At 45.1% G+C, this 21,545-nt stretch carries 14 protein-coding genes and 3 pseudogenes; 5 read left to right on the top strand and 12 right to left on the bottom strand.

The window, feature by feature from the left end; all coding sequences use genetic code 11:
- Nucleotides 1-32: 32 nt before the first annotated feature.
- From Vt282_RS08055 to trxB, 5 genes and pseudogenes are all read right to left on the bottom strand, one after another.
- On the bottom strand, nucleotides 33-518 hold the full coding sequence (locus tag Vt282_RS08055) for an Lrp/AsnC family transcriptional regulator (RefSeq protein ID WP_162063085.1): 486 nt from the start codon (nucleotides 516-518) through the stop codon (nucleotides 33-35).
- A gap of 63 nt (nucleotides 519-581) precedes the next feature.
- Nucleotides 582-1,769: a M24 family metallopeptidase gene (locus Vt282_RS08050; RefSeq protein ID WP_162063084.1), complete on the bottom strand. Its 1,188-nt coding sequence runs from the start codon at nucleotides 1,767-1,769 to the stop codon at nucleotides 582-584.
- Between the two features lie 237 nt (nucleotides 1,770-2,006).
- Nucleotides 2,007-3,743: a heme ABC transporter ATP-binding protein/permease CydC gene (cydC, locus tag Vt282_RS08045; protein WP_162063083.1), complete on the bottom strand. Its 1,737-nt coding sequence runs from the start codon at nucleotides 3,741-3,743 to the stop codon at nucleotides 2,007-2,009.
- Nucleotides 3,736-5,522, bottom strand: a pseudogene (gene cydD / locus Vt282_RS08040) (heme ABC transporter permease/ATP-binding protein CydD). Before cydD ends, cydC begins: the two are co-directional and overlap by 8 nt.
- A gap of 116 nt (nucleotides 5,523-5,638) precedes the next feature.
- Entirely contained in the window at nucleotides 5,639-6,601 is a 963-nt protein-coding gene (gene trxB / locus Vt282_RS08035) for a thioredoxin-disulfide reductase (RefSeq protein WP_162063082.1), read from the bottom strand.
- Nucleotides 6,602-7,170: 569 nt separating this feature from the next.
- Between trxB and Vt282_RS08030 the strand changes: the two genes are divergently transcribed.
- Together Vt282_RS08030 and Vt282_RS08025 are read left to right on the top strand one after the other, a co-directional pair.
- The gene (locus Vt282_RS08030; RefSeq protein ID WP_162063081.1) at nucleotides 7,171-7,830 is read left to right on the top strand and encodes a 2OG-Fe dioxygenase family protein; all 660 of its coding nucleotides are present in this window, start codon (nucleotides 7,171-7,173) and stop codon (nucleotides 7,828-7,830) included.
- A pseudogene (locus tag Vt282_RS08025) lies at nucleotides 7,814-9,044 on the top strand (cysteine desulfurase-like protein). Before Vt282_RS08030 ends, Vt282_RS08025 begins: the two are co-directional and overlap by 17 nt.
- A gap of 73 nt (nucleotides 9,045-9,117) precedes the next feature.
- Here the strand turns inward: Vt282_RS08025 and Vt282_RS08020 are convergent.
- Nucleotides 9,118-9,940: pseudogene (locus tag Vt282_RS08020) on the bottom strand (DUF2797 domain-containing protein).
- Between the two features lie 257 nt (nucleotides 9,941-10,197).
- Here Vt282_RS08020 and Vt282_RS08015 point away from each other — a divergent pair.
- Entirely contained in the window at nucleotides 10,198-11,511 is a 1,314-nt protein-coding gene (locus Vt282_RS08015) for a GGDEF domain-containing protein (RefSeq protein WP_162063080.1), read from the top strand.
- Here Vt282_RS08015 and Vt282_RS08010 read toward each other — a convergent pair.
- The 3 genes from Vt282_RS08010 to Vt282_RS08000 all read right to left on the bottom strand — a co-directional run bounded on the left by Vt282_RS08010 (nucleotide 11,508) and on the right by Vt282_RS08000 (nucleotide 14,535).
- A complete protein-coding gene (locus Vt282_RS08010; protein WP_162063079.1) occupies nucleotides 11,508-12,251 on the bottom strand; it encodes a SanA/YdcF family protein in 744 nt (247 codons plus the stop codon). The two genes, Vt282_RS08015 and Vt282_RS08010, sit on opposite strands and share 4 nt — an antisense overlap.
- A complete protein-coding gene (locus tag Vt282_RS08005) occupies nucleotides 12,224-12,547 on the bottom strand; it encodes a DUF3392 domain-containing protein (RefSeq protein WP_162063078.1) in 324 nt (107 codons plus the stop codon). The genes Vt282_RS08010 and Vt282_RS08005 overlap by 28 nt, the downstream gene beginning before the upstream one ends.
- A 299-nt stretch (nucleotides 12,548-12,846) precedes the next feature.
- The gene (locus Vt282_RS08000; protein WP_162063077.1) at nucleotides 12,847-14,535 is read right to left on the bottom strand and encodes an NAD-dependent malic enzyme; all 1,689 of its coding nucleotides are present in this window, start codon (nucleotides 14,533-14,535) and stop codon (nucleotides 12,847-12,849) included.
- Nucleotides 14,536-14,735: 200 nt separating this feature from the next.
- On the opposite strand from Vt282_RS08000, the gene Vt282_RS07995 reads away from it, so the two are divergent.
- A complete protein-coding gene (locus Vt282_RS07995) occupies nucleotides 14,736-17,081 on the top strand; it encodes a helicase-related protein (protein WP_162063076.1) in 2,346 nt (781 codons plus the stop codon).
- A gap of 228 nt (nucleotides 17,082-17,309) precedes the next feature.
- Nucleotides 17,310-17,687 (top strand): transporter, encoded by a 378-nt coding sequence (locus Vt282_RS07990; RefSeq protein WP_162046182.1) that lies wholly within the window; start codon nucleotides 17,310-17,312, stop codon nucleotides 17,685-17,687.
- An 81-nt stretch (nucleotides 17,688-17,768) separates the two neighbouring features.
- Here the strand turns inward: Vt282_RS07990 and Vt282_RS07985 are convergent, their stop codons facing one another.
- The 3 genes from Vt282_RS07985 to asnS all read right to left on the bottom strand — a co-directional run bounded on the left by Vt282_RS07985 (nucleotide 17,769) and on the right by asnS (nucleotide 21,379).
- Nucleotides 17,769-18,959, bottom strand: a complete 1,191-nt coding sequence (locus Vt282_RS07985; protein WP_162063075.1) for an amino acid aminotransferase — start codon at nucleotides 18,957-18,959, stop codon at nucleotides 17,769-17,771.
- A gap of 428 nt (nucleotides 18,960-19,387) precedes the next feature.
- Nucleotides 19,388-19,627 carry a hypothetical protein gene (locus Vt282_RS07980; RefSeq protein ID WP_162046184.1) on the bottom strand — a complete coding sequence of 80 codons (240 nt, stop codon included), beginning with the start codon at nucleotides 19,625-19,627 and terminating at the stop codon, nucleotides 19,388-19,390.
- 351 nt (nucleotides 19,628-19,978) lie between these two features.
- Nucleotides 19,979-21,379: an asparagine--tRNA ligase gene (gene asnS, locus Vt282_RS07975; protein WP_162063074.1), complete on the bottom strand. Its 1,401-nt coding sequence runs from the start codon at nucleotides 21,377-21,379 to the stop codon at nucleotides 19,979-19,981.
- Between the last annotated feature and the right edge of the window lie 166 nt (nucleotides 21,380-21,545).

Below are 21,545 nucleotides of genomic sequence, written 5' to 3'. Positions count from 1 at the left end.
TTTTTTCTGTTTAAGTCCCGTCAACAGAAAAATTAGTAAGCATTGATCACAGACGTGTTATTGAGTTTGATATTTGGCGCTTGCTTGACTTCTTTAGTGACGATGTAGGTGTAATAGCGCTCAATGCCAACATTGGAATCTAACCATTTATCGATGCAGCGCTGATACTGGTCAATGTCACTGCATTGAAACTTAGCGATATAATCCACACCACCACCCGTGGCATAGCATTCACTCACTTGCGGTGTATTAGCGACTAAATTTTCAAAGCGTTGAAATGCTTGAGCATTATGTTGCTTGAGAGAGACCTCTACCAATACCATCGTTTGTTTTTGAAATGCTTTGAGGTTAAGACGAGCGCCGTAGCCTTCGATAATCCCAGCTTGTTCAAGCTTTTTTACTCGCTCCCAACAAGGACTCACGGAAAGATTGATTTGCTCTGCTAACTGCGACTTAGTGATACGACCGTGATGCTGCAGTATTTGTAGAATTCGGATGTCGTAACGGTCGAGTTTCATTCAAACCTCCCAGAGATCATTGTTCACTCTTTTATGAGTTAGGTTGCATACTAAATAGTTTAGTCAGTGTTTCACAAAAAGGTGACGCGGAAAATCACACAGGGTTTTTGCACCACTGCGAGTAATAATGATGCTTTCAGTGGTTTCTAATCCCCAGTCGTCAAACCATAACCCGGGCATTAAGTGAAAGGTCATACCTTCTTCCAATACAGTTTGGTCACTTTCGCGAAGGCTCATGGTGCGTTCACCCCAGTCTGGTGGGTAACTCAGACCAATCGGGTAGCCACAACGTGCTCCTTGCCGTGAAAACCCGGCTTTGTCTAAGCTGCCATTGATGGTTTGAGCAAGCTCCGCACAGGTTACGCCCGGTTTTGCTGCGTTCAATCCCGCTTCTAATGCCATAGTCAGTGCGTGATCGGCGCGTTTGAATTTGTCATCGGGTTCACCGAGGAAGATAGTGCGTGATAGCGGGCAATGATAACGGCGGTGTGCCCCTGCAATTTCAAAAAAGGTGCTTTCACCTTTGCGGAAAGGCTGGTCATTCCATGTAAGATGAGGCGCTGCAGCATCCGAGCCAGAGGGCAACAGTGGAACGATAGCGGCGTAATCACCAAAATGATCTTCATGGCCTAGAATTGCTTGGCGGTTAATCTCCGCGACCAAGTAATGTTTAGGAAGACCGGGTTCTATCATCTCAAACGCGACTCGATGCATGTTTTCAACAATGCGTGCGGCGCGATACATATAGCTGAGCTCTTGATCGGACTTAACCGCTCGACACCAGTTTACAAGACCCGTAGCGTCTACCAAGATGGAATAGGGCAAGTTTTCTGAGAGAGATTCAAATGCGGTAGCGCTAAAGTAGTAGTTGTCTTTTTCTACCCCAATTCTGCCTCGATCCAGTAAACGTGGTGTTAACACCGCTTCGACCAAATACTCCATTGGATGCAAGGGCGGATTCATCACGTAGTGATCTGGGTAATAGCAAATGTTATCAGCAGACATATAGACAGTGCGATACGCACCCGCAGCATCTTGGCTACGTCCAAACCAAATCGGTTCTCCGCTGCTGCTTATAACCACACATTGTGGTACATAGAACGACCAGCCGTCATAACCCGTCAGCCATGACATATTGGACGGGTCATGGACGATCAACAGATCAATTTCCTTTTCCTGCATCGCTTGACGAACTTTACTCAATCGTTGTTGATATTCATCTAAGTCAAAATGCAATGCAAAGCTCGCCATGGCTAATCTCCCTAACCGTGCATTGTCGTTTGATACGTAGACAACTGACTTTACTGAATCTGTATTATTGGAGAAATCCGTGATGGACGTTTAACAAAGACTATGCGTCTAAATTCAGCTTGTGCCATAAAAGCCAATTTCTCAAGTTAGTCACTCACTGGCGGTTTAAGAGAAGATAAAAAAAGCCGAGCGTTTGAGCTCGGCTTTACCTAGATAAAATGCAACCCGTATTAGTGATTACAAAGTTTGATTAAGCTGGTAGTAGCGACCTTGTTGTTTGATAAGTTCGTGGTGCGAACCGAATTCAACCACATGGCCGGCTTCAATTAGACAAACGGCGTCCATCTTGTCGAGGTTAACCAGACGATGGGTGATAAACAGCACGGTTTTATCTTCGAAGTGTTTTTCAAACAACTGCATGATTTGCTGTTCAGTTTGCTTGTCCAAACCTTCGGTCGGTTCATCTAACAGCAGAATTGGCGCGTTGTGTAAAAGCGCTCGAGCGATGCCAATACGGCGCTTTTCACCGCCTGACAACTGGCGACCACCATCACCTAGCCATGCGTCTAGGGCGTTTCTATCTGGATTGTCGCTTTCAAGCAGTTTGCTCAAACCTACTTTGTGTAGGGCAAGGGAAATTTCTTCGTCAGTCGCCTCTGGTTTTGCCAGAATGAGGTTGTCTCGTAATGAGCCGTTCAATACGTCCACACGTTGGCTGACCACGGTAATTGCGCTGCGCAGCTGTGATTCACTCCATTGTTGAATCGGTTTGCCCGCAATCAGTAATTGACCTTGGTTGACATCCCAATAGCGAGTGAGCAGTTGAATAAGCGTCGATTTGCCCGAACCCGTTTGACCGACAATCGCTACACGCTGTTTCGCGCCAATGTTGAGATTGATGTCGTTAACGACAGATGCTTTGCCGTCAGGGTAGGTGAAGGCAACGTCACGATACTCGATACTGTACTCTTGGTTGTGATCAACCTCTTGCTCAGGGAATGTCACATCAGGCTCTGCGAGGATCACTTCATTGAGGCGACGAGCAGAAGTTAGTGTTTTACCCAAGTGTTGGAAAGCACCAGCGATCGGCATCATTAACTCAACACTTGCCATGGTGGCAAAAGCAAATAGCGCAATCATAGGATCAGGCTGTGCACCCGCGACGCCATCAGCGGCCAACCATAACATCAGTACCAGCGTCCAACCATTTGCCAACATCAGCAGCGCTTGAGCAAGACCGGCAAAATGCGCATCGAAAAACTGATTCTTGAGTAGCTTTTCTTGTGCCGCATAAATCGCATTACGGTAACGCTCTTCGGCACCAAATAGTGTCAATTCACTGTAGCCTTGCAGCCAATCTAGAGTAGTAATACGCAGATCAGCTTTGTTTTGCGTTAGCTCTTCACCGTTTTTCTTACCCAGTTTGTAGAACAAAATTGGCCAGCAAATTAGCAGCGTGAGCAGAATTGCGCCTAAGGTGAGGCCAAGTGTGCTATCAAACCAACAAAGTAGGGCTGTTAGCGCTGCGATACCAAAGGCGCCAACCACCATAGGGCTGATTAGACGCAAGTATACGTGGTCCATCGCATCGATATCGGCGATTAAACGGTTGAGTAGGTCGGCATCACGAAGGTTTGCGACTTTACCCGGCACCAGTGGTGCTAATTTCTTAAAGAAGAAAATACGCAGATCTGTAAGCAGTTTAAACGTTGCGTTGTGGCTAACCACGCGCTCACCCCAACGACCTGCGGTACGTCCCATCGCAAAACCACGGACAAATGCACCAGGCAGCATGTAGTTAAAGGTTTCACGGGCAATGGTAAGCCCTGCAACCGCTGCCGCTGATAGGAACCAGCCAGAGAGGGTGAGTAGCCCGATAGAGGCACATACCGTAAGCAGCGCCAGAATCATACCAAGTGTTAGGCCGAACCAATGTTTTTTGTACAGTTTTAGATAAGGGATCAAATCACGCATCTAGGTTACCCTCATCGTTGTGTTGTGACAGTGCTTGGTTGGCACTGAGCATTTGTTGGAATAAGCCTTGTTCGTTGGCAAGGGTAGCAAAATCACCGGCTTGAACGATTTGACCATCTTGCATAACCAGAATCTGATTGACACTTTGCAGTGGTGCAAGCTGGTGAGTAACAATAAGCGCACTCTTGTCTTCAATTTGCTGGGTTAAGCCTTGCGTAACCAAACGTTCACTACGAGCATCTAAGCTCGCCGTTGGTTCATCTAACAGCCAAAATTGACCGTTTTGTAGCATCGCACGAGCCAGCGCAATACGCTGCGCTTGGCCAACAGATAAGCCGCCCGAGCGATCGGACACTGCGTAATCGAGACCATGTTGGTTAACAAACTCAGCGGCAAACGAATTCTCGAGTACCGTTTGAATCGCTTGGTCAGAGACTTGTTGTTTTCCTAGGGTAATATTGTCACGAATCGTGCCGTGTAGGAGCAGCGGGTTTTGTCCCACCCAACTGATATGCTGGCGCCAGTTCGCAAGGTCAAGTTCCGTGCGTTCAATGCCGTTAATCGTGAGTGACCCTTGGTAAGGCAAAAAGCCTAAAATAGCGTTGACCAAGCTAGTTTTACCTGCGCCACTTGGGCCGACTAATGCCGTGGTTTGGTGGGCAAGAATATCGAAACTCACAGGACCTAAGAGCTTTTTACCTTCAAGGCTAAAGACTTCGAGGTCAGTGGCTTTGATCGTAATCGCATTGCTATCCGTGATTTGCGTGTTGCCAGATTTTACGGAAGCTACGTCTGTTTCAAGGAACTCGACAATACTTTCTGCCGCACCTACCGCTTGTTGTTTCGCATGATAGAAGGTACCCAGATCGCGCAGTGGCTGATAAAACTCAGGGGCAAGGATCAAGATAAACATACCGGCAAACAGTGTGACACCCGCACCATAACCGCCAAAGTTGAGTTCACCAATAAAGGCAAAACCGAAATAGACTGCGGTCAATGCGATTGAAATTGAAGTGAAAAATTCCAATACAGCAGAAGATAAGAAGGCGATACGCAACACTTCCATGGTGCGTGAGCGGAACACTTCTGATGCACCTTTCATCAATTCGGTTTCTGCTTTGGTGCGATCGAACAGGCGAATGGTCGTCATTGATTGTAAACGGTCATAAAAGTGACCAGAAAGACGTTGCAGCGCTTTAAAATTTTTCTGTCCTGCATCGGCGGCTTTAATGCCAACCAGTGCCATAAATAGCGGCACTAATGGCGCAGTGAGTAGGAAGATCAAGCCAGCGGCCCAGTTGACTGGGAACACTACAATCAGAATCACAAACGGTACTAATACCGCCAGTGACATTTGTGGTAAGTAACGAGCAAAGAAGTCGTGCATCTCTTCAACTTGCTCCAGCAACAAGGTTGCCCAAGTGCCAGCGGGTTTGCCTTTGATGTACGCTGGGCCAAGTTCACGTAATTTGTCGAGGATCAGTTGGCGAATGTAGAGGCGAATTTGTTCGCCACAGCGATAACCGGCAATCTCACGGCCCCATGAGCAAAGGGCGCGAACTGCGATAATCACCGCTAAACCTGCAAATTGGCCGATCAGCGTCGACTTATCAACTTGCTCAATAATCAATTGATGGAGAATGGTTGCAAGCAGCGCGGCCTGCCCCAAAAGCAAAACGAAAATACCCCAAGGCCGACCGCGATAAGTAACCAGCGCTTGGCCAGTTTACTCTGCTTACGGAGCCATTTATTCAAGCTGCGTTGTTTGTTTTTATCCATTATGAAGGCTTACTGCTGTTTATTTTTATAGGTAAGCTTTGCAGTATACAAAAGAAAGCCCCGCGGTCATACCGCAGGGCTTGATTGAAATAGTGAAAAAGTGTGAGAACGGCCGATTAGGCTTTATCTGCTAGTGCGTCTAGATAACGTTCTGCATCCAATGCCGCCATACAACCGGTGCCCGCCGAGGTGATTGCTTGACGGTAGTTGTGGTCCATAACGTCGCCAGCGGCAAAGATGCCTTCGATGCTCGTTTGAGTCGCGTTGCCATCAAGTCCTGATTTAACAACGATATAGCCATCTTTCATCTCAAGTTGGCCAGCAAATATATCGGTATTTGGTTTGTGACCAATCGCGATAAAGGCGCCCATTACTTCGATTTCTTCAATGCTGTCTGACTGCGTGTCTTTCAGACGAACGCCTGTTACTCCCATGTCATCACCAACGACTTCTTCTAAAGTGCGGTCGGTATGCAAAATAATATTACCGTTTTCGACTTTATCCATTAGGCGGTTGATCAGGATTTTCTCCGCACGGAAAGTATCACGACGGTGGATTAGGTGTACTTCAGATGCAATATTCGATAGGTACAGCGCTTCTTCAACAGCGGTGTTACCACCACCGACAACAGCAACTTTCTGGTTGCGATAGAAGAAACCGTCACAGGTTGCACAAGCTGATACACCACGACCTTTAAATGCTTCTTCAGATTCAAGACCAAGGTATTTTGCTGATGCGCCAGTTGAAATGATCAAAGCATCACAGGTGTATTCGCCATTGTCACCAACCAGTAGGAAAGGACGTTGGCTAAAATCAACACTATTAATGTGATCAAATAGCATTTCAGTCTCGAATCGCTCTGCATGTTCGCGCATTCGTTCCATTAATGCCGGGCCAGTTAGACCTTCAGCATCGCCTGGCCAGTTTTCTACTTCAGTCGTGGTAGTAAGCTGACCACCTTGTTGCATACCGGTGATTAGAACTGGTTTTAGGTTAGCGCGTGCTGCATAAACAGCCGCCGTGTAACCAGCAGGACCAGAACCAAGAATGAGTAAGTTGCAGTGTTTTACGTTGCTCATTAGCGCTCCATTAAGCATTTACCCGAGCTACGCCTTTGGCGATGTGGGAATCACTGTGTAAAAAATTGTGTTCGATTGTATACCAAAGTGACCTCAGTACGCCAGTTATCAGCGCGGAGTGCCACGCCAAATTCAGTATCTAGCGGTCATGGGTTGATGTTAATGAAATGGGGCAGGAGGGACATTCAAGAGACTCGAAGCAAATTTATATTTGAGTCACTCAAAAGTGGCGGCTTCAATGGAAATAATTCGGATTTTTGGCAAAGCAACGAAGAAGAGTCGAGGCTAAGAAGCTGAGCAATAAGGCGGGCAATTACGTCAGAAAACAATATTAACTCATTGTATTGGAACAAAATAAATCTCTACCCTAGTGTTCTATTCTAAATTTTATCAGTGTCAACAGAGTAAGTTGGTTACTTTCACTACCTAATTGCATGGCGGCGGCGTTATATGTGGAAATTGATGTTAACAAAGAGTTAAATTTTGTTGTGTGTTGATTTTGTGGAATTAATGCGCAAAGTGTATGTAAAGAAGTTGTTAAACATGCAGTGAGTATCATTAAGGAGTAGATGATGTTACACAGTCACGAGCATACTTTGCAAATCACGCATTTAAGTGGTGAAGCCCTTTCACAGCTATCACCTTCATTTCGACAATTGCCTGCAACTGAGCATGCCGATGGAAAATATCGCTTGCGCCGTTATTCGGTTGTTCAGTGGCGTCATGGTAACGTTATTGCAACTGACAAGCATGACTTTGTTCAGTCTGAAGATATTAACCATTTCCAAGGCGATATCGTTCGTCAATTTGAGCCGATTCTTGACAGCACACTATCTAGTGATGGTATGCGCGAAATGTGTCAGTTATTTGTCGAGAGCAATGGCTTGCCTGATGGACAAGAGATCGAAATTCATCAAATTCGTATTACTGCGATTTACGACGAAACTCAAGTTGCGCCAGAAGGCGTGCATCAAGACGGATTTGACCATATTGCGTTGATCGGTATCGACCGACATAACATTGTGGGTGGAGAGATTATGCTATACAGCGATAATCACGAAGCGCCATTTTTCCGTAAAGTGCTCGAAAATGGGGAAGTCGCAATGTTGGCCGATCGTGAGCTTTGGCATAACGCTCGCCCAATCCGAGCGATCGACCATGCCCATGAAGGGCACATGGATGTGTTTGTATTAACAGCCAAGGATGGTGTTGATGAGCTTCACTCTTGATCGAGTTCGTGCGCAATTTAGTGCATTGCATCAATCTCATAACGGACTTCCGGTTACCTTTTTTGATGGACCTGGAGGATCTCAGGTACCGGAATCAGTCCTAGAGGCGATGATGTCTTACCTGGGACACCATAATTCGAATTTGGGTGCTCCTTATATTACCAGTCAAATCACCAGCGAGTTGTTGACTTCTGCGCGGGCAGTCTGTCGAGCGTTTCTCAATGCGCCGAGTGCTGATTCAATCGTGTTTGGCGCCAATATGACCTCATTAACGTTTTCTTTGAGCCGTGCGATCAGCCGCCAGTGGCAAGCAGGTGATGAAATCGTGGTTACGGAGCTAGATCACTACGCCAACGTGAGTTCTTGGCGACAAGCTGCAGAAGACAAGTCAGTGGTCGTGAAAACTGCACTTGTTGATGATTCAGACTGTTCGTTAGACATTGAGCACATGCTCTCTTTGATTACGCCTAAAACTCGCCTTGTTGCTGTGACATTGGCTTCCAATGTTTCGGGTTCAATTATCGACATCTCGCCTGTAGTAAGCGCGGCAAAACAAGTCGGTGCAATGGTTTATGTTGATGCGGTTCACTATGCGCCACATCATCTGATTGATGTGCAGAAGTTAGAATGCGATTTTCTAGTGTGTTCTGCCTACAAGTTCTTTGGTCCTCATATTGGGGTTGCCTACATAGCGCAGCCGTGGCTGGAAGAATTAACTCCGTATAAAGTTGAACCGGCACCGGCGAATGGCCCTGGACGATTTGAAACAGGCACGCAGAGTTTTGAGGCGCTTGCAGGACTGGTGGCCTGTATTGACTATCTTGCTCAGTGGGGTGAGGCAGGGCTTAGTCTGCGCCAACGTTTAGAGCAAAGTTACGCTTTTTATAATCAGTATGAAACCCAATTAAGTGGCTATTTCTTGCGGCAATTAGCTCAGCGTCCACATCAAACTCTGGGGGCGTCATAGTGCAGATAGCCAGCAACGGACTTCGACGTTTGCACTCACTTTTGAGCAACATACTTCTCAGGCGGTCGCTCAAGCATTGGGCCAACAAAATCTCTGCACTTCAAATGGTCATTTCTACGCATTGGGCTTAATTCGCCAATTGGGACTGGCGCAGAGTGGTGGTGTTGTGCGTATTGGCTTGATGCATTACAGTACGGTTGATGAGATCGACCGATTGTTTGAACAGTTAGATGCGTTGACTCAGTAATTATTCAAAGCGACAAGCAAAAAGCCATCATAGGATGGCTTTTTCAGTTCTTGGGTGAGTGAATCGCTGTAGCTTAATCGGTGACCGTCACTTCATAAGACGTGAACTTACGAATATTGATCACACCAGTGTCAAAGATCAGATATTGACCTTTAATACCTTGTAAAACACCAGTCACTACGGGTTCTTTGTCGAAGTTGTGGGAAGTAATTTTCTTTGGATGTTCGAGCACAGGGTAGCTAATCGTCGTGATGGATTCGCTTAACACTTCTATTGCATCATCGCCAAATTGTTGTTTAATTTCTGAGATTTTGTCTTGCAGTAGAGGCAGTAGTTCTGCAAATTTTTCTTCCAGTGCAAGTGGCTGACCATCTTCTTTTAACAAAGTACGCCAGTTCGTTTTATCAGCAATATGTTTGGCTAACTCAACTTCGATCAAGCCAGAAATATGGCGAGTTTTAACCTTGAAAATTGGCAGGCCTTGAGTGGCACCTTGGTCAATCCAACGGGTTGGGATTTGTGTGTGGAGTGATACCCACTTTGATGCTCGAGGTATTAGACAGGTAGACAAAATGGTCGACCATGCAGTTTTCTTCACCCCATTGAGGCTCACGGCAAGTGCCTTGTTCGTAGTGACAAGTCTCAGGCTTCATAATGCACATGTCGCAACTAGCGAGTTTTTTCATGCACACGAAACAATGACCTTGAGAGTAGCTTTTTTTGGTTTTTTTGCCACAAGATTGGCAATAGATATTACCAGTGTGAGTAAGCGTGAGAGATTTGCCAATAAAAGGAGTTAAGTCGACGACTTCTTCACCTACAGGCAGTTGGTAGTGAACATTATCTTCTAGGTTTGAGCGCATTTTGCGCAGGGTGCCAGTGATATTTAACGACATGACTTTACTCTTTCTAATTATGCGGTAATTTTGATAAGGTTAACAAAATTTCATGAATATGAGTTAGCTCATTCATTCTTTAAGTATTCAAAATCACGTTAAACTTGAGTTCTGCGTATCAAGTGAACATGAAGTGAGTCAAAATTCATTGTAGAAATAGTGGTTTTATTTATCTACTCAAAGCGATGCGCGAAAATTGCTCCCAAAATAACAATAGTTGCATATCCAACCGTCAGTTTTTGAGTGAGATCTTAGATTTGAAAACCATCCATAAGCTCATATTCACGTTATTTCTGCTTACTGTCCTCGCTATCGTATTGCATTGGAAATTTGGTGAGCAGAAAATTTTGCGTATCAATCCAAATCAGTATCAGTTCCTTGCTACTAATGATCAATACCAAAACGGTGAGTCAACGAGTTCCATTACACAAAAGCGTGATGTTATTGAGCTAAATTGCGAGTTAATTAATAGTGAAAATTACCCATGGCCATACTGTGGGGTAGCGATTCGTATTAATGAACTCGATATGCTTAAAGGTTTGGATTTGTCTGATTACCATACAGCACGCTTAGATATTGATTTTGTTCGTTTGGATAGCGATGAGAAACCAACGTTACGTTTTTATCTACGCAACTATAATCCGGCTTATTCAACGCCTGATAACGAGTACACGCTAAAATACAATGGATTAGATTATCGTCAAGCAGACTATGATGAACCATTGGTTGTACCGCTTAAAAACCTCCAAGTGCTGACGTGGTGGTTAGTCGATAACAGTATTCCTATTGAGCATTCGGGGCCTGAGTTTAATAACATCACTTTAATTGAGTTTGCTACAGGCTCGGGTGCGGGTGCGGGTAAGTATTTAATGCGCATTAACAGTATCGAGTTCGTCGGCCATTACATTAAGAGTGAAACATTGATGTTTTGGTTACTGATGATTTGGATCAGTTTGGCGTTGCTCTTTAGCGTTATGCAGATCAATGAGAGCCGTCGTCGTATTGCCTTGTCGGAAGTTCGTCGAGAACATCTTAATTCTCTTAACCAAACACTGGTTCAGCAAAACATAGAATTTGCTGAGCAAGCCCATCGTGACGCCCTCACTGGAGCAATGAACCGTCATGCGATTAGGGAGTGGCTAGAGAGCGAATTCGATAGTGTTATTAAGAATGCGCAGGATTTATCCGTTATTTATCTTGATATTGACCACTTTAAACGCGTGAATGACCAATATGGCCACAAAATGGGTGATGACATTTTGCGCGAGTTTTCGATTGTTATCATGACGGAGCTGCGTGCTTCGGACCGCTTCGTGCGTTGGGGTGGGGAAGAGTTTGTTATTTTCTGTCCAGGTAACAATTTGAAACGCACATATATGTTAGCCGAGCGCTTAAGACAAAAAGTTGAGCTACACCCTTGGTTACACGGTGACGTACTCACCGTGAGTATGGGCGTAACGCAAATGAAAGACGAAACCGCTTTGGATATGATTACTCGCGCGGACGATCTTCTTTATCGAGCGAAGCACGAAGGACGTAACCAAGTCGTTACAGAAGATGGTGTGCTTTAAGAATCTGTATTATCCGATGATTTTTCGTCAGCAGAGATAGGCTCTTTAGGGCCTAAAAATTTTGGCTTAGCTTGGGTGATATACAGATCTAATACCGCTTTAGCTCGGGCAAATACTTCACGAATTCTCACCTTGTACCCAGAGTGCTTAGTTGGTCCTGAAACGGCTAGGCACTTCGCTTTGATGTCATGGAAGTTGGCGATAAAGAGCGCGCGCTCGCAGTGGAATTGCTGAGAAATAATCAAGAAATTATCGGTATCAAAGATCTCTTTAGCTCGCACTACGGAGTCTAACGTGCGAAATCCGGCGTAATCGAGAAAGATATGTTCTTCAGGTATTTCAGCGCGTAATAAATCTCGCTTCATCGTCCAAGGTTCGTTATAGGAGCGATGAGCGTTATCCCCACTCAAAAGAAAGTTACTGATCTTGTCTTGCTGATAGAGGTCTATTGCTGCATCAATACGATGTATGTAGTACTCGTTAAGCACTTTTCCAAGGTATTTGCTGGTGCCAAGGACGACCGCGACATTGTGTGGTTCAACGTCTTCGACAGAGAAGTAGAGTTGATCTTGTGTTTCGGCACTGATCCAGCGATCAATTGCCACCAACGCAATCGCCAAAAGCAAAATGCTAAGTAGCGCTATTTTGATTGTATTAAAGATATAGCTTTTGTAGTTCTTGATTAAAGAACTCAGTTTGAAAACGTATCGCACTAAATCTGCTTGTTCCTTTGTGCCCATATACCGATCGCGAAAAAGCTCGCGAGAATCACTGCAAACATCATAGCGTAAGACAAGCCAGAGAGTGTTTCAGTCAGGTAAGGTGTTGCTTTAACGATAATTAAGCCGTAACCGAACGCATTTATCAATACGAATGCGAGGGTTCTGACAAAAAAATTATACGGTCTTAGCATTGCTCGGAGAGCAGTGTTTATTTCTCCACCAAACACGACCAATAAACAGGCAACTAAAGCGGTGGAGATTTCGAAAGTGTAAGGGGCAATCAATCGCCCTGCAGGTTCTAAATAGTCGAGCATGTTCTCTCCATTGAAAAAGCTCTCAATATCGGTCTAAACGATATCAATATGTAGGATTCAGAGCTCTGTCACTATGCTGGTTTACAGCAAAAATACTTAAGACCAAAACGTAGCGGAATTACACTTGGTTTCCAAGTTGTTTGAATTAGAAATGCCAGTAGTAACACGTTGGCGCCTATATACGTCGAGTCGATCGTCGTGAAAGCTATTAGCGTACGCTCACTGACGTTTCTGCCAGAAACGAAACAGCCCCTGAGCAGGGGCTGTAATGAATCGGGTTGACTTTCGTTTACGTTGGTTTAAAACGCTGTGCGTTTGTAACGACGGTAAACTGGCTGCCAGAAGTAAGCTTCAATCGCTTCTTCTAGTGCTTCGTCAGTGATCTCTTGTGCCACACCTTGTTCAATGGCTTTTTTACCGACCGCAAATGCAATCTTCTTAGACACGGTATGAATCGCTTCTAGAGGTGGAAGCAGTGGACCGTGACCGTTAAGCGCTAATGGAGAGCATGTCGCGAGAGCGCGGCTCGATTCTTGGAGCATTTCATCGGTAACACGGCGAGCAGACACTGCCAATACGCCCAAACCAATACCAGGGAAGATATAGCTGTTGTTACACTGCACGATTGGGTATGTTTTACCGTCATGAACCACAGGATCAAACGGGCTACCCGTTGCCACGAGTGCTTGGCCGTTGGTCCAACGAATAATGTCGTTCGGGGTCGCTTCCACACGGCTGGTTGGGTTTGATAGTGGGAAGATGATAGGACGAGCACAATGCTTATGCATTTCCGTGATCACTTCTTCACTAAATAGGCCCGGAGCACCAGACACGCCGATTAACACAGTTGGTTTAGCATTTGCCATAACATCAAGCAATGAGAAAGCGTTGCCTTCATTTGGCCACTCGGCGGTATTTTCTGATTTTTGCACCAGCTTCTGTTGGAAGTCGAGTAGGTTAGGCATACCTTCTTGCAGTAGGCCCCAACGGTCAACCATGTAAACTTGAGAGCGTGCTTGTTTGTCTGAAATACCTTCCGATACCATTTGTGCAATGATAGCTTCAGCAATACCACAACCAGCTGAACCTGCGCCTAAGAATGTAACGCGTTGCTCTGACAGCTTGCTACCAGCTGCTTTACACGCCGCGAGCAGAGAACCCACTGTTACCGCCGCCGTGCCTTGAATGTCATCGTTAAAACAGCAGATGCGGTTTTTGTAACGCTCAAGCAGTGGCATTGCGTTTTTCTGTGCAAAGTCTTCAAACTGAATAAGAGCATCAGGCCAACGACGATGTACTGATTGAATAAACTCTTCTACAAACGCATCGTAGTCTGCGCCTGTGATGCGCGGATGACGCCAGCCCATATACATTGGGTCTGCAAGTCGTTGAGGGTTATTTGTACCCACATCGAGCACGATAGGCAACGTGTAGGCAGGGCTAATACCACCACAAGCGGTGTATAGCGCCAGCTTACCGATAGGAATACCCATACCACCGATACCTTGGTCACCTAGGCCAAGAATACGTTCACCGTCAGTGACAACAATGACTTTTACGTTGTGATTTGATGCGTTGTTTAGAATGTCATCCATGCGTTCACGATTCGCATAAGAGACAAACAAACCGCGACCACGACGATAAATGTTTGAGAAGTTTTCACATGCAGCGCCCACGGTAGGGGTGTAAATGATTGGCATCATTTCAGAGATGTGGTTTTGCACCAAACGATAAAACAGCGTTTCGTTAGTATCTTGGATATTACGCAGGTAAATGTGCTTATCCATATCGTTTTCAAAACTGCGATATTGTTGATACGCACGTTCTACTTGTTCTTGAATCGTTTCTGTTGTTTCTGGCAACAGACCTTCGAGGTTAAAAGAAATACGTTCTTCTGCTGTAAAGGCGCTGCCTTTATTAAGCAAAGGAGTACTAAGTAGAGCGGGCCCAGCAAAAGGGATGTAAAGTGGGCGTTTATCGTTGTGCATTGAGAACCTACAGTTTCGAAACGAAGAATGGGTAAGCGGTATTTGCGTCGCAAATACATGATTAGAGTATTGTAAACCGTGTTCAGATTTGTCTCAACAAACCTGATAGATTCCAATGTTATAAAGATCACAGTCGGCGTTTCAATCTTGGTGGATCAAGCCATATAATGCCAGTTAACTACTATTAAATATTGTTTATTATGACAGCACTCCCTATTGAACCACTCAAATCTACTTTTCTTACCCAGTTAGCCCAAAAGGACTTAATTGTTGAGGCAGAAACTGGCTCGGGTAAGTCAACGTGTTTGCCAATTTGGGCAAGTGAGCAAGGTCGAGTGTTGGTTATAGAGCCAAGACGTATTGCTTGTACCTCTCTTGCGAATTATGTCGCGGAACGACATGGTGAGCCGGTTGGTCAATCGATAGGCTACGCGATAAAGCTTGAGGCTCATTTTAATCCTGAGAGTAAAGTCGTATTCGTGACCCCAGGTGTCGCGCTTCGCTGGTATGCGGAAAATCAATTAACAGACTTTGATATCGTAATTGTTGATGAGTTTCATGAACGTCGCTGGGATACCGATTTACTCGTAGCTTTGCTAAAAGCCTCACCAAAGCAGCGATTGGTTTTGACTTCGGCAACGATCGAAGGTGAAAAATTGGCGCGCTACCTCAATGCAGACCGCTTGCAGGCGGAAGGCCGCAATTATCAGGTCAGCATTGAATACCGAGCGCGTGAATCTCGTCAGTTGCCTGAGGGGCGTAATTTAGAGCATCGAGTGGCAAAGGAAGTCGTTGATGCTTTGGTCATGGCCGAAGGAGACATCTTAGTCTTTCTACCTGGGCGCAAAGAGATTCAACAATGTGCGGCGATGTTGTCGAATATTGAAGAGGTGCTGGTAGTGCCGCTGCATGCGTCGGTGTCAGACAGTCAGCGCACATTGGCGCTGAACCCACAGCCAACTCGTAAAGTTGTCCTCGCGACAAACGTCGCGGAAACCTCACTGACTATCCCTAATATTGCTGTAGTCATTGATTCTGGATTGGAGCGTCGCACTGAGCAGCGTAACGGTCGCACGACGTTAAGTCTTAAGCATATTTCTCAAGCGAGCGCCAAACAAAGAGCTGGACGAGCAGGTCGAGTCATGGATGGACGCTGTATCCGCTTATATGGACAACATGCAGCGTTAATCGCGGTGACTCCGCCCGAGTTACATCGAGAATCGTTAACCGAAGCGATGCTTGCAGCAGCCAGTTGTGGGCAAGCGTTGACCGCGCTTGAGTTTTTAGAGCCGCTGCCAGAAAAAAGTATTGAACCAGCTCGACAGTTATTACTCGCGATGGGGGCGATTACCGAACAAGGATTAGCGACAGAGCATGGTCAGCGAATTTATCCATTACCGATTGATGCCGTGCTGGCGGATCTCGTCACTCGAATGCCAAGTCGGGCACTTAAAGAGGTCATGATAGATTATGCGGCAGTGTTGGCGACACCGGGCAAACTGTATCGCACGTCGAGCAATGAAGAATTACTCGAGTTATTAAGCCAGCAAGAGACTAAAGGGTGTGATGGTCAATTGGCCGTTGGACTACTTAGAGGTAAAGAATTTTCCGGTATTAGCGTTGATGGTGAGGCTCTCAAAGAGGCGCAAGCACTCGCAGAACAGATGCGAGAAGTGTTCGAGTTACCTCAGCTTGAAGTCGCTTCAAGATACGACCATCAGCAATGGGTTATGGCGATTGCACGATTGCATCCAGAATTGGTTTTTGTACGTCGTACTAAACGCAGGGAAGCGCTAGGTAACGGCATAATGGAAGTCACCATCGGTCGAGAGAGTCGTTTTCCTGAAAAAGTTGAGGCTGCTCTTGTCCTCAATACCCATAGTTTACCCGGTAGAGGGGTTAAACAGACCTTGACCTTAGCAACCGAAATGATGCCATTGGAAATGAAGGATTTGATTGATCTGCCACTAGGGGAGTGGATACAAGGTGCCACGATAGTGGATGAAAGCGGCACTTCGGTAGAAATGCAGTTGATGTACGCAGGCAGAGTCATCGCGACACAATATCAAGCCGCAGAGGGCAGTTTAGCTTTGCAACCAATGTTAGAGGCGGTAAAGAGCGAACAGATACTTGCTGGCCTGTACACGCAGCGAAAAGCGGAAATCGAGCTCTGGAAGATTTTTGTTGAACTTGGATTGGCTGAGCAAAGTGATCATCATAATCTGACATTTGACCAATGGTTCACTGAACAATTGCAGATGCTTGAACTCAATCAGGTTGATGAACTCGAGTTGTTTAGCAACGACGATTTTCATTTTGAGGGGATTCCATATTGGCAATATGCAGACTTTGCAGAGCAGTATCCTTTCGCTCTCAATCTCGGTGACCTGAATGTGACGGTTGAGTATTTTCCAAAACGAAAATTGGTTTATGTGGTTTATGTTGATGGTTTACGCAAAACTGATCCGAAACGTTGGGAATTACCTCGCTGGAACGGTTGGCGTATTCAGTTTAAGAAAGCGAGCAGAGTCGTCGATATCAAGTAATTGTCACTGTTTGTTGAGTGCTTTTGATAACATTATTTATATCATTGAAAATTATTAAATTAGTGCAGTTTCATATAAACAATATGTGCAAGGTTTGTTATGGTTTTGGTTTTATATAGCTTTTTCAATCATACGGGTATAACAGACGATTGTTCTATATCCTATTGATCTATTGTTTGTCTTGACAGATATTAAAATCACTTGTTGGCGTCAATCATGGGGGATGATATGGAACATCAAGGCGAAACAAGTGTGGTTTTTGACTATACCGCTTTTTTGGGGGATGCCTACGGTAAAAAGTGGACGTTTCTCGAAGCGATGGGCACGATAGCGCCAATCTTTAATATTGCTTGGAAAGATGCAGTGGAACAAACTTGCACACCAGAAGAGCGATTTAAAAATCAGGCTTTGAGAGCTTTGTCAGCCAGCCGTAGCGATGAGTCAAATATCCGTGCGTTATTAAAGCTTGCTAAAACAGAAGGTATTCATGAATTACGCCTAGTTATGCCCTATGAACTAGAAAGAGATCAGTTAGAGCGTATTCAAAAGCGTGCTGACGTGAATATCACAAATCTGGAACAAGATGAGTTAATGATAAGACTTTAGTTTTTGAGGTAGGAGCATTAACCTCGAAAAATAAGGTTAAAAAAAGCCAGCGAATGCTGGCTTTTTTGTCTCTGCGGAAAATTACAGAACTGCTGCGATTGCTTTACATAGCGGTAGCATGTTTGCTTTTGTCATGCCAGCGACGCTGATGCGGCCTGAGCCAACGATGTAAAGACCAAACTCTTCTTTCAGACGAGCCACTTGGTCTTTGTTAAGGCCAGAGAAAGAGAACATGCCGTTTTGGCGTTCAATAAAGCTGAAGTCAGCCGCAACGCCTTGTTCTTTGAGTGTCGCAACAAACAGCTCACGCATTTCTTGAATGCGGTCGCGCATTTCTTTGACTTCGGCTTCCCATTCAGCTCGTAGACCAGCATCGCTAAGGATGTAAGTCACAACGGCACTACCGTGCGCTGGTGGGTTAGAGTAGATAGAGCGGATAATCGCTTTGACTTGAGAAAACGCAGTGGTTGCAACATCTTCTGACTCAGCGATCAACGTGAACGCACCAACACGCTCGTTGTATAGGCCGAAGTTTTTCGAGAATGAGCTCGCAACCAAAATTTCTTTGTTGTACTTAGCAAAAGCACGTAGACCTGCAGCATCTTCTTCTACGCCAGCACCAAAGCCTTGGTAAGCGAAGTCAAATAGAGGTAACAGTTTCTTTTCTGCAACTAGCTTCGCCAATGTTTCCCATTCATCGCTGGTAGGATCAATACCCGTTGGGTTATGACAGCAACCATGTAGAAGGACAACGTCACCAGCACTTGCTTGCTCAAGATCAGCCAGCATTGCTGCAAAATCTTTATCTTTCGCTTCAGCGTCGTAGTAGCTGTATTGTGCCGTTTCTAAGCCAGCAGCAGTAAATACACCGATATGGTTAGCCCAAGTAGGATTGCTGATCCAAATTTTGACGTCGCCTAGTTGGCGTTTAATGAATTCACCTGCAACACGCAGAGCACCAGTACCACCGGGAGCTTGTGCAGTTTTAGCACGCTTTTCAGCAATAATTGGTGAATCAGCACCGAACAGCAGTTGCTGTACCGCTAGAGCATACTCAGCAGTACCTTCAATGGTTAGGTAAGATTTGGTCTTCTCGGTTTCAACTAAAGCAGCTTCTGCTTTTTTTACCGTTGCGAGTACAGGGGTTTCACCTTGTTCGTTTTTATAAATACCAACGCCAAGGTTAATTTTTTCAGCGCGAGGATCCTTCTTAAACTCTTCAGTCAGACCAAGAATTGGGTCTGCCGGAGCCGCTACTACTCTTTCAAACATATATGTCGTCCATGTTAATTAAACAAATATGAATATTTATACCTGTATGACGAACAAGTGACAACAATATTTGTAATGAAAATAGAAAAATTATCGAGTGTTATCCAAAGCTTAAACCTTGGCTATTTTTCTAATCAATGAAGCGGCAATTCAAACAGAAATGACAAGGAAAACTGAAAGTTGTTGATCTTTTACCCCTTTCATTTTAAAGCTAAGGTATGCTCTAGCCCTTGTTGATTCATGTTCTTTTCTAGTTTTCAGGGGCCTTACACCGAGAGTGCGTAGAGTTAAATGACAATTTCAGACTCAGACAAGCACATTTATCGTTAGATTAGAGTTTCCGTATGTTATGTCGGTAGCGAATGGGTAATTTTTACGACAATTCACTACCTGGTGGTCAAATAAAACTCAATGTTGAACTTCAGACTTTATGCAGAAGCGCCATTATTCAGATGGTCGATAATCGCTTGTTTTGCATGTTCTTCAGTGGCTTTTTCACCGTTAGGTACATCGATTTGTGTCTTCGGATGATCGCCCATTGCATCTTCGGCAATGTGTAACCAGTCTGGATGCCAGTAATAAAAGTCGTTGGTTTTGGTGTTATTCCAACTATGAACCCCTTGCTCAACACCTTTGTAATTCAAATCATCAAGAGTAAATAGTTTCATATTTTTCCCCAAAGTTAGCTTATGTAGTTATATTCAATAGCTCTCAATATCGTTGTGTTGTTGTTTCTCACAGCCGATTTTGAAATTAGCTGACTATATAAGTATCGAAGATTTCGAAGTGACTTCAAGCCAATAGATGTTCCCAAATCTACTGAGTTTGATAAACCTAAATACGTTCCCAAGTATATAAGCCTCATTTCTATGCATTAGGATGCGCTTTTGGCTAAAGGATGGCTAGGGTTAAGAGTGAGCAATTAGATTGCAACTTTGAAAGGTGTTCGGGCTAGGGAATAAGGTAAAAAAAGACCTCCACACGGGAGGTCTTAGTCATGTGTTTGCTCTAATCAGCGATTAGAAGTTTGCAGAGCGTGGTGTACGTGGGAATGGGATCACGTCACGAACGTTGCCCATGCCAGTTACGTAAGATACTAGACGCTCAAAGCCTAGACCAAAACCTGCGTGTGGCACTGTGCCGTAACGACGTAGGTCACGGTACCAGCTCATGTGTTCTGGGTCGATACCTACTTCACGCATACGTGCATCTAGGATTTCTAGACGTTCTTCACGTTGAGAACCACCGATGATTTCGCCGATGCCTGGTGCTAGTACGTCCATTGCCGCTACCGTTTTACCATCATCATTAGCACGCATGTAGAATGCTTTGATGTCTTTCGGGTAGTTCTTAACGATTACCGGTGCTTTAAAGTGTTGTTCAGCTAGGTAACGCTCGTGCTCAGAAGACATATCGATACCCCATTCAACTGGGAATTCGAACTCACGGCCTGAATCTAGAAGGATTTGGATCGCGTCAGTGTAGTCAACTTGAGCAAAATCAGAAGATACAAATTGCTCTAGACGAGTGATTGCTTCTTTATCGATGCGTTGAGCAAAGAACTCAAGGTCATCACGACATTCAGCCAGTACTGCATTGAATACGAACTTCAGCATATCTTCAGCAAGTTTCGCTACGTCGTCTAGTTCTGCAAACGCAACTTCTGGCTCAACCATCCAGAATTCCGCAAGGTGGCGGCTGGTGTTTGAGTTTTCAGCACGGAAAGTCGGGCCGAATGTGTAAACTTTGCTTAGTGCACAAGCGTAAGCTTCCGCATTTAGCTGACCAGATACGGTTAGGAACGTTTCTTTGCCGAAGAAATCTTCGTTGTAGTCTACTTTGCCTTCTTCAGTGCGAGGTAGGTTTTCCATGTCTAGCGTTGAAACGCGGAACATCTCACCAGCACCTTCTGCATCAGAAGCAGTGATTAGAGGAGCAGAAACCCAGAAGTAACCTTGCTCGTGGTAGAAACGGTGAATCGCTTGCGATAGACAGTTACGAACACGCGCAACCGCACCCATTACGTTAGTACGTGGGCGTAGGTGAGCAACTTCACGTAGGTACTCAATCGAGTGACGAGTTTTCGCCATTGGGTAAGTATCAGCATCTTCAACCCAACCCACAACTTTAACCTCAGTTGCAGCAAGTTCGAATGCTTGACCAGCCGCTGGAGAATCCACAACCTTACCCGTTACTTCAACAGAGCAGCCAGTGGTTAGCTTAAGCACTTCGTCGTTGTAATTATTAAGATTATTAGGGACCACGGCCTGAATCGGGTCGAAACAAGAGCCGTCATAGATGGCAAGGAAAGAAATTCCAGCTTTGGAATCACGACGCGAACGGATCCAGCCGCGAACAGTTACTTCACTGTCTACTGCTAGCTTACCGCTCAGTACGTCTTTTACAGGCGCGTAAGTCATGTTAACAATAATCTCCATTAAGGATTGGGGTAAAAATAGAACCCAACGTTTCAAACGATGAATTTATCAGTCGTTTGACTGATATTTCGCCAAAACATTGGGTTGTCATTACTTTTTCATCGAATGAACATATTACCTGTCAAATCGATAGCTTCAACCATTATTA

Origin of the sequence: Vibrio taketomensis (assembly GCF_009938165.1) — a bacterium.
Classification (GTDB): Bacteria; Pseudomonadota; Gammaproteobacteria; order Enterobacterales; family Vibrionaceae; genus Vibrio; species Vibrio taketomensis.
Note: the sequence above shows the minus strand (reverse complement) of the source record. Positions and strands in the feature narration are given on the sequence as shown.